Annotated in this window: 13 protein-coding genes; 3 read left to right on the forward strand and 10 right to left on the reverse strand. The window is 71.3% G+C overall.

Annotated features, from left to right (window positions below; genetic code table 11):
• The first annotated feature begins 7 nt into the window (after positions 1 to 7).
• Entirely contained in the window at positions 8 to 1,624 is a 1,617-nt protein-coding gene (locus AC59HU_RS03640; RefSeq protein WP_497221971.1) for a GMC family oxidoreductase, read from the forward strand.
• Between the two features lie 77 nt (positions 1,625 to 1,701).
• Here AC59HU_RS03640 and AC59HU_RS03645 read toward each other — a convergent pair whose 3' ends face one another.
• The 8 genes from AC59HU_RS03645 to AC59HU_RS03680 all read right to left on the reverse strand — a co-directional run bounded on the left by AC59HU_RS03645 (position 1,702) and on the right by AC59HU_RS03680 (position 9,000).
• Positions 1,702 to 2,160: a YbhB/YbcL family Raf kinase inhibitor-like protein gene (locus AC59HU_RS03645; protein ID WP_497221972.1), complete on the reverse strand. Its 459-nt coding sequence runs from the start codon at positions 2,158 to 2,160 to the stop codon at positions 1,702 to 1,704.
• 110 nt (positions 2,161 to 2,270) lie between these two features.
• Positions 2,271 to 3,110, reverse strand: a complete 840-nt coding sequence (locus AC59HU_RS03650; RefSeq protein WP_497221973.1) for an alpha/beta fold hydrolase — start codon at positions 3,108 to 3,110, stop codon at positions 2,271 to 2,273.
• Positions 3,110 to 4,045 carry a 3-hydroxyacyl-CoA dehydrogenase NAD-binding domain-containing protein gene (locus AC59HU_RS03655; RefSeq protein WP_497221974.1) on the reverse strand — a complete coding sequence of 312 codons (936 nt, stop codon included), beginning with the start codon at positions 4,043 to 4,045 and terminating at the stop codon, positions 3,110 to 3,112. The genes AC59HU_RS03650 and AC59HU_RS03655 overlap by 1 nt, the downstream gene beginning before the upstream one ends.
• A gap of 55 nt (positions 4,046 to 4,100) precedes the next feature.
• Positions 4,101 to 4,880: a class II aldolase/adducin family protein gene (locus AC59HU_RS03660; protein WP_497221975.1), complete on the reverse strand. Its 780-nt coding sequence runs from the start codon at positions 4,878 to 4,880 to the stop codon at positions 4,101 to 4,103.
• A gap of 62 nt (positions 4,881 to 4,942) precedes the next feature.
• Entirely contained in the window at positions 4,943 to 5,530 is a 588-nt protein-coding gene (locus tag AC59HU_RS03665; RefSeq protein ID WP_497221976.1) for an amino acid synthesis family protein, read from the reverse strand.
• Positions 5,527 to 6,675, reverse strand: a complete 1,149-nt coding sequence (locus AC59HU_RS03670; RefSeq protein ID WP_497221977.1) for an FAD-dependent oxidoreductase — start codon at positions 6,673 to 6,675, stop codon at positions 5,527 to 5,529. Before AC59HU_RS03670 ends, AC59HU_RS03665 begins: the two co-directional genes overlap by 4 nt.
• An 83-nt stretch (positions 6,676 to 6,758) precedes the next feature.
• Positions 6,759 to 7,892, reverse strand: a complete 1,134-nt coding sequence (locus tag AC59HU_RS03675; protein WP_497221978.1) for a M20/M25/M40 family metallo-hydrolase — start codon at positions 7,890 to 7,892, stop codon at positions 6,759 to 6,761.
• Between the two features lie 169 nt (positions 7,893 to 8,061).
• Positions 8,062 to 9,000, reverse strand: coding sequence for an SDR family oxidoreductase (locus AC59HU_RS03680; RefSeq protein ID WP_497221979.1), 939 nt, complete (start codon positions 8,998 to 9,000; stop codon positions 8,062 to 8,064).
• A 134-nt stretch (positions 9,001 to 9,134) separates the two neighbouring features.
• Here AC59HU_RS03680 and AC59HU_RS03685 point away from each other — a divergent pair, with 134 nt between their 5' ends.
• Entirely contained in the window at positions 9,135 to 9,977 is an 843-nt protein-coding gene (locus tag AC59HU_RS03685) for a helix-turn-helix transcriptional regulator (RefSeq protein WP_497221980.1), read from the forward strand.
• An 87-nt stretch (positions 9,978 to 10,064) separates the two neighbouring features.
• Complete coding sequence (locus AC59HU_RS03690) at positions 10,065 to 10,847, forward strand: glucose 1-dehydrogenase (protein ID WP_497221981.1); 783 nt, start codon at positions 10,065 to 10,067, stop codon at positions 10,845 to 10,847.
• Between the two features lie 16 nt (positions 10,848 to 10,863).
• Here AC59HU_RS03690 and AC59HU_RS03695 read toward each other — a convergent pair whose 3' ends face one another.
• Together AC59HU_RS03695 and AC59HU_RS03700 are read right to left on the reverse strand one after the other, a co-directional pair.
• Positions 10,864 to 12,585 (reverse strand): outer membrane protein assembly factor BamB family protein, encoded by a 1,722-nt coding sequence (locus tag AC59HU_RS03695; protein WP_497221982.1) that lies wholly within the window; start codon positions 12,583 to 12,585, stop codon positions 10,864 to 10,866.
• The gene (locus AC59HU_RS03700; protein ID WP_497221983.1) at positions 12,582 to 13,016 is read right to left on the reverse strand and encodes an RNA polymerase sigma factor; all 435 of its coding nucleotides are present in this window, start codon (positions 13,014 to 13,016) and stop codon (positions 12,582 to 12,584) included. The genes AC59HU_RS03695 and AC59HU_RS03700 overlap by 4 nt, the downstream gene beginning before the upstream one ends.
• Positions 13,017 to 13,083 lie beyond the last annotated feature (67 nt).

Here is a 13,083-nt window from a genome sequence, read left to right on the forward strand (position 1 = left end):
GCCCGCCATGGGATCCGACGTCATCGTCATCGGCGCCGGTTCTGCCGGCAGCGTCGTGGCCAACCGGCTGAGCGCCGACCCCGCCCGCCGGGTGACCGTGCTCGAGGCCGGCGACCCGGTCACCGACCCGGAGATGCGGCGGCCCGAGCTCTGGCCGTTCATCCACGGCCGCTCCTACGACTGGGCCTACCGCACCACCCCGCAGCGCGGGCTGGCCGGCCGCTCGCTCGACTGGGCGCGCGGCCGGGGTCCGGGCGGATCGAGCCTGGTGCACGCCATGGCGCACATGCGCGGCACCCGCGCCGACTTCGCCCGCTGGGTGGAGGAGACCGGCGACGAGTGCTGGGGGTGGGAGGGGCTCCTCCCCTCCTTCATCCGCTCGGAGTCGTTCTCCGGCGGCGAGGGGGCCTTCGACCATGCCGTGCACGGCGACAGCGGCCCGCTCCCGGTGCTCCGGCCCGGGCCGGAGCTCTCGAGCCCACTCGTGCTCGACTACCTCGAGGCCTGGCAGGCGCTCGGTGTGCCCCGCATCCGCGATCACAGCCAGGGCGAGATGCTCGGGGCCACCCCGAACTCGCTCACCATCCGCGACGGCCGGCGGGTGACCGTCTCCGACGTGTACCTCGACCCGGTGCGCGACCGGCCGAACCTCACGGTGTTGACCGGGGTCACCGTGCACCGGCTCGTGATCGCCGGCGGCCGGGTCACCGGCGTCGCCGTGACCCGCGAGGGGCGCGACGAGGTGATCGAGGCCGACGAGATCATCCTCTGCGGCGGATCGATCGGCGATCCGCTGCTGCTCATGCGCTCCGGCGTCGGCGACCCCGAGGTGCTCGCCGCCGCCGGGGTCGAGACCGTGCTCGAGTCGCCCGAGGTCGGCAGGAATCTGCACGACCACCTGCTGGGCGCCGGCAACGTCTACACCTCGCGCCGCCCGGTGCCGCCCACCCGGCTGCAGCTCTCGGAGTCGATGACCTATCTCTCGCGGCACGGACTCGGCACGACGACCGGGCCCGCCGACATCGTCGTGGGCTGCGTGGTCGGGCCGAGCGCCTCCGAGGCCCTGGCCGACGAGGCCGCATCCGCCCGGCCGGGCGAGGCGTACACGCTGCTGTTCGGCGTGACGAACCCCACCAGCCGCGGGTCGCTGCGCATCTCGGGCCCGGGCATCGGCGACGAACCGGTCATCGATCCGAACTACCTCGACACCGAGCACGACCGGGCGATGTTCCGGCTCGCTCTCGAGCACGCCCGGCTCGTCGGCGGCTCGGCCGGGCTCGACGGGTGGCGGGATGCGGAGGTGCTGCCGGGCGCGCTGGTGCCGAGCCGCCGGGGAGCGGCCCTCGACGGAACGGCCCTTGGCGGCACGGCCCTCGACGGCACGGACACGGATGCGGCGGCGGACGCGTTCATCGCCCGGGCCGCCATCACCCACCACCACCCGGTCGGCACCCTGCGGATGGGACGCTCGGACGACGCCCCGGTGACGCCCGACCTCCGCTTCCGCGGCCTCGACGGGCTGCGGGTGGTCGACGCCTCGGTGATCCCCGCCATCACGGCCGGCCCGGTGCACGCCGCCGTGCTGGCGATCGCGGAGTCGTTCGCGAGCACGTACCCCTCTTAACGGCATCGAGCCCGTATCCACGGTTAACCGCGTCGAGCCCGCACCCCGGAAGGAGTGCGGGCTCGACGCGTGCGGGACTAGTCGTTGCTGAAGAGCCCGACCGTGCGCGCCTGCTCGATGATCGAGTCGGCGTAGCGGGTGAGGAACTCCTCGCGGGTGGGCTCGCCCTCCACCTTCTCCTTCAGGGCGTAGAGGAAGAAGTAGTAGTGGTGGATGCCGTGGCCGGCCGGCGGCTGCGGGCCGTAGTAGCCGGCCTCTCCCCCGCCGTTCGGGCCCATCCGCACGCCGGGCGCCGAGAGGTCGAGCGTGGTCGCGTCGGCCGGGATGCCGTAGACGACCCAGTGCGTGAAGCCCTGCGCGAGCGGCGCATCCGGGTCGTTCAGGATGAGCGCGTACTCGACCGTGCCCTCCGGCGGGCCGGAGATCTCGATGGCGGGGGTCTCGTTGCCGCCGTCGGCGCTGAACCGGTCGGGGATGCGCTCGAGGTTCGCGAAGTCGGGGCTCGAGACGGTGAGCTTGTCGATGAACAGGGCCATGGATGGTTCCTTTCGATGGTGTTCGGCTGCGGCCGGGCTGTGCCGGCCGCGGTGGTCAGGTCGCGGTGGTCAGGCCGCGGTGGTCAGACCCAGTGGTCAGACCGCGGTGGTCAGACCGAGATCGCGCGAGCGATCTCCTCGGCCACCCGCTCCGGGAATTCTTCGGGGATGTAGTGGTCGGCCTCCTCGACCTCGACCCAGCGGTCGTCCGGTCGATCGAGCATCGCACTCCGCCACGAGGGTTCGCTGACGATCGAACTCAGCCTCCCCCGCAGGTGCGTCATCCGCACCGGCACACTCCGGAATTCCTCGAGGTAGGGCGTGCGGAAACCCTCGATCAGCTGCGTCATCGCCTCGGGCGACGCGCGCGGGATCCAGCTCCCGTCGGCCTGCTGCCGGTAGCCCCAGCGCGCCCGCCGCTCGACGGCACCGGGCAGGATGCGGGTGTACCGGTCGCGCAGGTACCGTTCGATCTCGCCGACGTCGGCGAACTCGCGGAACCCCGCGGCGACCCGGACGTCGAGCTCGTCGAGCACGGCCGCCTCGACGAACGGGGTGTAGTCGACCACGACCGCACCGCTCACCCGCTCGGGGTGACGGGAGGCGGCGAGCCAGGCGTTGCGGCCGCCGAGCGAGTGCCCCGCGACCAGGGCCCGGTCGAGCCCCAGGGCGTCGAGCACGGTGACGACGTCGGCGACGAAGTCGTCGCCGGTGTAGCCGGTCTCCGGTTTGTCGCTCCGCCCGTGGCCGCGCTGGTCGAGGGCGATGACGGTTGCGCCGCCCTCGAGCAGGTCGCCGACCGGCTGCCAGACCGCGTGGTTCGCCGACGTGCCGTGCAGCAGCACGACCGCGGGGCCGGAGCCCCGCATCCGGAACGCCACGTCGACCGCGGCGCCCCGGGTGCGGGTGAGGCCGTCGCCGATGCTCTCGAGGGAGACGGCGGCGGGCATCAGACGTTCGGGATGGTGGAGAGGGTCTTCCGCGCCGCGATGAGACCGGTGATGATCTCCTTGCGCTTCGCGTCGACGTCGCCCTCGCCGTACTCGTACATGCCGCCGTTCGACTTGAAGCCGAGCTGGCCGGCGGCGATCTTCTCCTTGATGAACTCCGGGGTGTCGGTGCTGTTGTCGAGATCCTTGTTCAGGTAGCTCGAGACCGCCTGGTAGATGTCCAGGCCCGCCATGTCGAGCAGGCGGGTCGGGCCTACGACCGAGAGCTTGTAGCCGATGCCCCACTTGACGCAGGCGTCCAGGCCCTCGGGGGTGACGATGCCCTCCTCCAGCAGCGCCATGCACTCGCGGAGGATCGCGTAGAGCACGCGGTTCTCGACGAAGCCGGGGATCTCCTTCTCGAGCACGGGCACGTAGTTGAAGGCCTTGACGATCTCGGTGAGCTTGCCGACGAGGGCTTCGTCGGTCGCCTTGCCCGGGATGATCTCGATCATCGGGATCAGGTGCGGCGGGTTCGACCAGTGCATCCCGATCAGGCGGCCGGGCAGCGTCATGGTCTCGGCCATGGTGCTGATCGGGATGCCGGAGGTGTTCGTGGCGATGATGACGTCGTCGCCGATGCGGGCCTCGAGGTCGGCGAAGACCTTCTGCTTGAGCTCGAGCTTCTCGGGCACGGCCTCGATGATCAGCTCGGTGTCGGCGACGGCCGCATCCAGGTCGGTGCCGAAGGTCACGGAACCGCCGGGCGCGGACGGCGACTCGACGGCCTCGAGCACGCCCTGCACCACGCCGTAGGCGGCCTCGGCGCGGGCGATGGCGTCTTCAGAGATGTCGTAGAGGCGCACCGTGGCTCCGGCGCGGGCGAGCACCGCGGCGATGCCGGGGCCCATGGTGCCCGAACCGATGACGGTGGCGATGGTGGGGAGACTGCTCATCAGGGAACTCTCTTTCGCGGGGTGGATGCGGGTGGAAGCGGGTGGAAGCGGTGGTCTAGATGCCCGGCGGGAGGGCGATAGGCGAGATGCCCAGGCCGAAGGCGTTCTCGACCCGGTCGAGCCGGCGGTTGAAGTAGGTCCAGAAGTTGTGCTGGGCCTTCGGCGGGTAGATGCGGTCGAACTTCTCCTTCGTCTCGAGCGCGTCGGGCTCGATCGGCGGGAAGCCGGAGGCCTTGAGGTCGACCTGGAACCGCGCCGCCTTCTCGAGGAAGATGCCGGTCAGGGTGACCTCGGCCACCGTGCTGCCGACGAACGCGACGCCGTGGTTGGCCAGCAGCAGCGCCTGCGCGTCGCCGAGCGCCTTCGCCGCCGCGACGCCCAGGGGCACCGTGGTGATGATGTGGCTGGTCTCGGCGAAGCGCGGGACGCCCTCGTAGGCGAACCAGACACCGTGGTTGTTGTAGGGCTTCAGCGTCTCCTCCGAGGCGCCGAGCACCGTGGAGTAGTGCGCGTGCGAGTGGCCGACGAAGTTGACGTCGGGGCGCGCCTTCATGATCTCGGCGTGCAGCGGCCACTCGAGGTGACGCAGGCCGCTGCCCTCCAGCACGGCGCCGTCGAAGTCGATCAGGATGAAGTCGTCGCCCTCGACCTCGCTGAGGGCGAGGTTGCCGCGCTTGAGCCACAGTCCGCGGCCGAACGGGTCGCGGAACGAGAGGTGGCCCATCGACATGTCGCCGTGGCCCTCCAGCTCGAGGATGCGGTGCGCCCGCGCCACGTCGGCCAGGATGCTCGCGATGGACGCGTCTTCGAAGTACTGGGTGTGCGAGTAGGTCACGGGTGCTCCCTCTTATATAGGACGGTGTCAGGTCGGGTCGGGTCGGGTCGGGTCGGGTCGGGTCAGGCGTTCGTGCGGGCGATCACGTCGGCGACGGTCATCCCGCCCACGCGGGCGTTCACCCGCCCGCCGGTCGCCACCGCGGCGATGATGACGATCTCGTCGGGCCGCGGTGCATCCGGAAGGGCGAGCGTGATCGCGTCGTAGTGCGACCGCACGTACACCTCATCCTTGTACGCCAGGGGCAGATCGATCGAGGCCCCCGCCGGGGCGACCTTCGTGGCCGAGGAGATCCAGGCCTCGCCGCCGCCGACCGCGGCGCGCAGGGCGTCGCCGAAGACCGTGGTGACGCAGGCCACGATGTGCTCCTGCTCGCCGTTCAGCCCGACCATGCCGCCCTTGCCGTAGCTCTCGACCGGGCGGCCGCCGAGCAGGGCCGCGGCGCGCTCGCCGAGCTCGGTGCCGAGGGAGGCGCTGGCGTCGGTGAGCGGCGAGAGGTCGTCGACCCAGCGGCCGGCGAACGGGTTCTCGAACACCACGGCGACCGCGGCCTTCACCAGCGGCTGCTCGGGCGCGGGGCCGAGCTCGTGCACGGTCTCCTGCACGAAGGAGTGCCAGGCGCGGACCTTGTAGATGGAGTCGATGCTCATGCTGCGTGTACCTCGTGTCGCTTGGGGTCGGTCGGGTTGTAGAGGGCGGTCGTGACGCTGTCGCCGGTGAACTGGTTGCCCTTGGCCATCTCGCGGGTGTCGGCGTACCACTGGGACTTGTCCTGCGCGAGGTCGGTGTAGGGGCGCTCCAGGCGCTCCCACTCGCGGAGCGCGGCGGGCAGGTCCTCCCCCGCGTCGAGCGCGGCGGTCGCGGCGACGGCCAGGGTCCACGCGTTCTGCATCGCGGTGCCGGCGCCCTGGGCGAGCGCAGGGCACATCGCGTGGGCCGAGTCGCCGATGACGGCGACGTGGCCGTCGGTCCAGTGCTCGAGGCGGGTCGTCTGGTAGCCGTAGTAGCGGCCCTGGATGCCCGCTGCATCCTGAAGCACCGGGGCGAGCTGGGGGAAGACGGAGGTCCACAGCTCGAGATCGATCGGCACGCGCGAGCCGTCGGCGTCGGCGGAGGGCGACATCAGCGCGATGTACAGCTCCTCGTCGTTGGCCGGCGTGTAGAGCACGCGGAGCACGCGGGGGTCGAGGTTCCAGAAGTCGATCACGTTGTCCCACTCGGTGTCGGGCTCGAGCGCCTGCAGCTCCGCCTTCCGGCGCGGCACGAGGAAGCGGGTGATGCCGTCGCGCGAGCGCTCGCGCTTCATCGGGATGCCGAGCGAGTCGCGCACGGCCGAGCCCACGCCGTCGGCGCCGATCACGAGGTCGGCCTCGGCCGAGCTGCCGTCGGCGAAGGTGACCGTGCCGTCCGGCGTGGCGCCGGTGACCTCGGAGTTCGCGATGATCTCGACGCCGGATTCGCGCGCCGCGGTGAGCAGCGTGTCGTGCAGGTGCGGGCGCGTCATCGTGCGCCAGCGGATGCCGTCGAGCGTCTCCTGCGACTGGATGACGTTGTTCATCCGGGTCTCGTAGGCCGGCGGGGTCATCGACCGCGCCTGCAGGTCGGGCGTGGCACCGATCTTGTCGAGCACCTGGAGGCTGTTGTTCCAGAGCACGATGCCCGCACCCTCGGCGCGGAGCTCGGCGGCACGTTCGTGCACGCGCACCTTCCACCCCTTCTGAGCGAGGGCACTGGCGGCGGTGAGTCCTGCGAAGCCACCGCCCGAGATCTCGGCGCGAGGTCGGCTGTCGGTCATGTGTCGGTCCTGTCTGTCGTTCTGACTGGTGAGGCTGATGGGGTGTGGTGCGGGGTGCTGGGGTTCCGGAGGTCGTCCGCCGGCTAGAGGGCGGCCCCGCCGATCCGAATGACCGAGAGGCCGATGACCTCCGCGGTCGCCCGGGCGTTCTCCTTGCCGGCGGGGCCCGCGAACTCCTCGGCGCCCGGCTCGGTGTGGTACCGCCAGCCCTCCGCGCGGCCGACGCCGACGATCGCCGAGCGCACCACCTGGGTGACGTTGCCGAAGTCGGTGGCGAAGCCGAGCGGCGGCGGGTCGGCGATGAACTCGCGGCCTGCCGCGGCGAAGGCGTCGCCGACGAGGGCCGTGATGCCGGCATCCGGGCGCACCTCGGCGATCTCGGCCGACCGCGTCCACTCGGCGTCGCCCTGCAGCTCGTGCACGCGGGCGGTGAGGGCGTCGAGGTTCGCCAGGGTGTCGGCGAAGAGCAGGTAGCTCGCCTCGAAGGTCATCCCCGCCGACTCCTCGACGTCGCCGTCGACCGTGACCGACTCGACGATCAGGGTCGACGGGTCGAGCTCCTCGGCGATGCGGGAGACGTTCGCGAGGGCGACCAGCGGGGTGCAGACCACGTCGCGGCGCAGGGTGCGGATGCCGACGACCTTGGCCGTCTCCCGGCGCATGAACAGCGAGGTGGGCCAGACGGTGTCGATGAACTCCGGATGCAGGTACAGCGCGACGTCGATGTCGTCCCAGACCCCGCGCGCCGCGGTGAGCGCCTTGCCGCTGCCGAGCGATCGGGTGAGGGGCGAGTGGATCTCGTCGGCCGGGCAACCGACGATCACGACCTTCCCCGCCAGCCGGTCGCGCACGGCGGCCAGCGCGAGGGCCGCGCCGACGACCCCGCCGGCCTGAGGGCCATGGCCGCAGGAGTGGATCGGGTCGACGAGCCCCTCGGCGGTGATCGAGGCCGGGGCGTCGTAGACGGCGACGACGCCCACCGTGTTGCCGGGGCGGCCGGAGTCGAGCTCGGCCCGGAAGGCGGTCGGCATGCCGGCGACACCCTCGGTGACCTCGTAGCCGGCGGCCCGGAGGCGGGCGACGAGGAAGGCCGAGCTCTCGACCTCCTGGTGCGCGAGCTCGGGATGCGTGGTGATGAAATCGACGATGCCATCGATCGAAGGGGTGAGGTCGGACACCGCTTCGCGGAACGCCTGGTCGACCGGATCAACCGCCATGTCGTGCCCCCATCGGACTCGTTATTCTCACATTGTGGATTGAAATGTCATCATATGACGCAAGTGACTTGAATTCTGTCGGGTTTGACGATTTGTAACAAGGGGTTAACACGGCGACGCCGACCGGGCCAGGCCGGTCGGCGTCTCGATTCCAGGGCGGGGCGGGCCTCTAGGCCTCGGGGAAGCGCACTCCCGTCAGGGCCTCCGAGAGCCGCCAGCTGCGCGCGGCCTGGCCGGCATCCCGCAGCCGCGAGTAGGGCTTCTGCCGCCCGGGCGCCCCGCCGAGGTGGCCGAGGCCGGAGGGGCCGTAGAAGCGGCCGGCGCCGTCGGGGTCGGTCGCGGCGACGAGCGCGGGCAGGCCGGCGGTCTCCGCGGTGCCGAGCAGGATGCCCCGTCGGGACAGCGCGCCGATGAACCGGCGGCCCGCGGCGTCCTCGCTCCGCCCCAGTTCGGGTCGGGCCGAGAGCAGGCTGGTCGGTGCCACCCCGGGGTGGGAGAGGTTGCTGGTGATGCCCCACCCGTTCGCGCGGGAGCGCCGGTCGAGCTCGAGACCGAACAGACCGAAGGCGATCTTCGACTGGCTGTAGGCGCGCACCCCGCTGTACGCGCGCTCCCAGTTCGGGTCGTCCCAGTTGATGCTCCCCTGGTTCGCGGCCACGCTGATCTGCGAGGTCACCCGCGCGTGGCCGGCTCGCAGCAGGGGCAGGAGGCCCGCGACCAGGGCGACGTGGCCGAGGTGGTTCGTGCCGAACTGCAGCTCGAAGCCGTCGGCGGTGGTCTGGCGGGTGGGCGGGGTCATCACCCCGGCGTTGCCGATCAGCAGGTGGATGGGCGCGCCCTCGGCCCGGAGTGTCTCCCCGAGAGCCGCGACCGATGCGAGCGAGGACAGGTCGAGCGTCAGCAGCCGCACCCGCGCATCCGGTGTCTGGCGCCGGATGGCGGCGAGCGCCGCCTCGCCCTTGGCCTGGTTGCGCACCGGCAGCAGCAGCTCGGCGCCGGCGGCCGCGAGGCGGGTGGCGATGCCGAGGCCGATGCCGTCGCTGGCGCCGGTCACCAGGGCGCGGGTGGCGCCGAGATCGGGAAGGGGGAGGTCGATGGACCGTGGCATGGGGACTCCTTGTCGTCACGCCCACTCTGCCGCCGCACGCCGCGGGGAGTCAGGGCCTGTTCATCCTCGGATCGGCGATCCGTGGATGCGGGCGGCCGCACGCGCTAGAAAGGGACGAGCAGAAGGAGCACGACATGGACATCGACCGGACCGGTCTCGCCGAGTTCCTCCGCCGCCGGCGCGAATCGCTGCAGCCGGAGGACGTCGGGCTGCCCCGCGGGGCGCGCCGGCGCACGTCCGGGCTCCGTCGCGAGGAGGTCGCGGCGCTGTGTCACATGTCGGCCGACTACTATTCCCGGCTCGAGCGGGAGCGCGGCCCGCAGCCCTCGGAGCAGATGATCGCGTCGATCGCGCAGGGGCTGCACCTCTCGCTCGACGAGCGCGACCACCTCTTCCACCTCGCCGGGCACCAGCCACCGGCGCGGGGCGCTCTCGGGACGCACGTCTCCCCCGGTCTGCTGCGCATCCTCGACCGGCTGGAGGACACCCCCGCCGAGATCGTGACCGAGCTCGGCGAGACGCTGCGGCAGACCCGGCTCGGCGTCGCGCTCACCGGCGATCTGACCGCGTACACCGGGCCCGAGCGGAGCCTCGGCTACCGCTGGTTCACCGACCCGGCCGTGCGCGAGCGCTACGCGCCCTCCGATCACCGGTACCTCTCGCGGCTGTTCGCCTCGGGGCTCCGGGAGATCGCCGCGGTGCGCGGCCCGGGTTCGCGGGCCGCCGAGCTCGCCGAGCAGCTGCAGGCGCGGAGCGAGGAGTTCTGCGAGGTGTGGGGCCTGCTCGAGGTGGGACTCAGGCCCGGCGAGGTGAAGCACCTCAGGCACCCGGAGGTCGGCGAGCTCGAACTGACCTGTCAGCGGCTGATCGACCCGGAGAGCTCGCACTCGCTGCTCGTGTACACGGCGGTGCCGGGCAGCGAGAGCCACGAGAAGCTGCGGTTGCTCGCGGTGATCGGGGCTCAGGCGGTCGGGTGAGTCGTCGCGGGAAATACCTTTAACTACAGGCGTATGCTCGGAGGTGATCGCCCGCCATCCAGACGGGCCCGCTCGAAAGGCCCCCCAGTGAAGCGCTTCACCGACCGCGTCGTCCTCATCACCGGCGGAGGGTCCGGCCTCGGCCGCGCCACCGCCGTGCGTCTCGCCTCCGAGGGCGCGAAGCTCTCCCTAGTCGACGTCTCCGAGGCCGGCCTCACCGCCACCGTCGAGGCCGTGACCGCCGTCACGCCCGACGCCGAGATCCTCACCCTCGTCGCCGACGTCTCGAAGGAGGAGGATGTCGACCGCTACGTCGCCGAGACCGTCTCCCGTTTCGGCCGCATCGACGGCTTCTTCAACAACGCCGGCATCGAGGGCCGCCAGAACCTCACCGAGGACTTCACCGCCGCCGAGTTCGACAAGGTCGTCGCGATCAACCTCCGCGGCGTGTTCCTCGGCCTGGAGAAGGTGCTGAAGGTCATGCACGAGCAGGGCTCGGGCATGGTCGTGAACACCGCCAGCGTGGGCGGCATCCGCGGCATCGGCAACCAGTCGGGCTACGCGGCCGCCAAGCACGGCGTCGTCGGCCTCACCCGCAACTCGGCCGTGGAGTACGGCCAGTTCGGCATCCGCGTCAACGCGATCGCCCCCGGCGCCATCTGGACCCCGATGGTCGAGAACTCGATGAAGCAGCTCGACGCCGAGAACCCGCGTGCCGCCGCGGAGCAGTTCATCCAGGCCAACCCCACCAAGCGGTACGGCGAGGCGCCGGAGATCGCGGCGGTCGTGGCGTTCCTGCTCAGCGACGACGCGAGCTACGTCAACGCGGCGGTCGTGCCGATCGACGGCGGTCAGTCCTACAAGTACTGAGCCTGAGCGGCGGCGTTCAGGCGATCCCGAACACCTTCCCGTTCGAGAAGCCGATGAGGTAGCCGCCCGCGAACTCCCAGCGCTCGTCGTAGGCGATCGGGATGCTCCAGAGGGGCGCCCCGGTCGCCGCGTCGACAGCGGTGCCGGTGCCCTTCGGCGCCGAGTCGACGTCGACGGGCTTCTGGCCCTTGTAGCTCCACAGCCCGCCGGTGCCCATGCCGCCGGTGAGCTGGTAGGAGAGCTGCAGACCGCGCGCACCCTTCCACGGACTGACGCGCGTGCTGACATCGACCGACGAGCCCGTGGCCTGGTCGAAACCGCACCGTCCGGAGTCGTCGTCGTACGAGACGACCAGCCCGTCGGACGTCGCGAAGAACGACGAGGTCGACACGAAAGTGCCCGACGTCGTGCTGGTGGTCGCGCACGCGGAACCATCGGCCTTCCACCTGGTCGCTCCCGTCCGACCGTCGATGAGTTCGAGTTGTGTCCCGGGTCCGACCAAGAGCACGTCGGAGACGAGTGGGAAGCTCGAATTCGGGTCGGCGCCGACGCGGTTCACGGGCGCGATGCGGTAGCCGGAGTCCAGAGTGCGATTCCAGATCTCATTGCCGGCGTCGTCGATCCCCGCGACGGACCGGAAGACGTCGCCGTCGAGCATGTCGGAGCCCCGCAGCGTGAATCCCTCGTAGTAGAAGTAGCGTCGGCCGGTGGCATCGGAGACCATCACCGCCCCGGTGTCCACATCGAAGACGTCGAGCGCACTGTGGCGACTGTCGATGGTCCGATTCACCTGGAGGATCGAGCTGTCGTTCTCGATCGCCGCGGCCGTCACACGCTCACCCTGAAGCGGCACCGACCAGAGGGGGCTGCTGAGATCGCGCGGGTCGGACCGCATGACGACCCAGTTCGTCGTGGGCTCGCCCGCCGGGTCGAGCTGCCGCGCGACGAACGAGACGTCACCGGAGACGCCGGGCACCGGGTCGAGCCGATCGATTTCCATGCCGGCCGGCGTCGAGATGGTGCCGAGCGTGGTTCCCGTTGCAAGATCGAGCACCTCGCTGGGCCCCGCCGTCGGGCCGTTGTTCGTATAGAGATCCCGCACCATCACCCGACCCGAGGTACCGAGCAGGGTCGCGGTGGTCTGAGCGTTGTAATCGAACGCCCAGGTCCAGTCCCGGCTCCAGATCGCGGTGCCGGTACTGGTGTCGATCAAGGTCAGCGAGTAGCGGCTCTCGTCGAGGTCGCAGTCGTAGGCGGAGTCCTCCGGTGGCCTGGTAGGCCCGGTCTGCACGAGCGCGTAGCCGTCGGAGACGTTGACCACGCTCGGGTACTCGCACATGTCACCGATGCCCGGGAGCGTCAGCGACCACTGCGGGGTGCTCGCGGGCTGGGTGAGCACGTCGTGGGGGGCGATGGGGTCGCCGGTGACGACGAGGGGGTGGGGGCTGGCCGTCGGCGCCGGCGCGGTGGGCTTCGGCGTCGCGACCGGCGAGGGGGCCGCGACCGCCGTCTCGGTGACGACGGGCGCCGGGGCCGGGGCCCCGAACAGGTCGGTGCCGGTGAGGGCCACGGCGACACCGGCCGAGCCGATGCCGGCGGCGAGCGCGGCGATCACCGAGATGACCGCGATGCGGAGGTGCCGCTTGTGGTCGCGCCGCGGCGCGTCGGCGACGGTGGACACGAGCATGCTGCGGATGGCCGCACTTCGCGACTCGTCGAATCGGGGCTGGTCGTTCATCGGGCACCTCCGGCGTTGAGATCGGGTGTGTCGGCGATGCCGGGGCCGGGGGCCGGCGGTGCGACGGAATCGAGGTCCCGCTTCGGGTCGGGTTCGATGTGCGGAGAAGAATCGTGGGGCTCGGTGATGCGGGCGAGCAACGGCGCGTAGCGCGCGGCGAGCTTCCCGCGCTGCCGCACGACCCCCCGCACCGATCCGCCGAGCCAGCCGCCGAGCGACCCGTCGACGAGCTTCACGCTCGACCGTCGGTGCCAGGCCTCGAGGAAGACCATCGCGGTCACGTCCTCGGCCTCGCGCGCATCCGTCACCGCGGTCAGCACCTGCGCGAACACGTCGTCGCGATGCCGGTCCCAGACGCGCGCGAACGCGTCGGAATCCCCCGCTCGAGCCGACGGCCAGTCGGTCTCGTCGTTGTGTGGATCAGTCCCCATACCCCCTAGTGTCCGGTACCCCCGATCGGTTCCACGACACCCGTCGCCTCAGGGGCGGCGATCTCCG

This window comes from Herbiconiux sp. 320_LB (assembly GCF_059691755.1).

Coding starts and splice junctions, on each gene's coding strand:
- AC59HU_RS03685 (WP_497221980.1), top strand. CDS start 9,135: ATGGACATCGACCGGACCGGTCTCGCCGAGTTCCTCCGCCGCCGGCGC.
- AC59HU_RS03700 (WP_497221983.1), bottom strand. CDS start 13,016: ATGGGGACTGATCCACACAACGACGAGACCGACTGGCCGTCGGCTCGA.
- AC59HU_RS03675 (WP_497221978.1), bottom strand. CDS start 7,892: ATGGCGGTTGATCCGGTCGACCAGGCGTTCCGCGAAGCGGTGTCCGAC.
- AC59HU_RS03670 (WP_497221977.1), bottom strand. CDS start 6,675: ATGACCGACAGCCGACCTCGCGCCGAGATCTCGGGCGGTGGCTTCGCA.
- AC59HU_RS03695 (WP_497221982.1), bottom strand. CDS start 12,585: ATGAACGACCAGCCCCGATTCGACGAGTCGCGAAGTGCGGCCATCCGC.
- AC59HU_RS03650 (WP_497221973.1), bottom strand. CDS start 3,110: ATGCCCGCCGCCGTCTCCCTCGAGAGCATCGGCGACGGCCTCACCCGC.
- AC59HU_RS03645 (WP_497221972.1), bottom strand. CDS start 2,160: ATGGCCCTGTTCATCGACAAGCTCACCGTCTCGAGCCCCGACTTCGCG.
- AC59HU_RS03655 (WP_497221974.1), bottom strand. CDS start 4,045: ATGAGCAGTCTCCCCACCATCGCCACCGTCATCGGTTCGGGCACCATG.
- AC59HU_RS03665 (WP_497221976.1), bottom strand. CDS start 5,530: ATGAGCATCGACTCCATCTACAAGGTCCGCGCCTGGCACTCCTTCGTG.
- AC59HU_RS03680 (WP_497221979.1), bottom strand. CDS start 9,000: ATGCCACGGTCCATCGACCTCCCCCTTCCCGATCTCGGCGCCACCCGC.
- AC59HU_RS03640 (WP_497221971.1), top strand. CDS start 8: ATGGGATCCGACGTCATCGTCATCGGCGCCGGTTCTGCCGGCAGCGTC.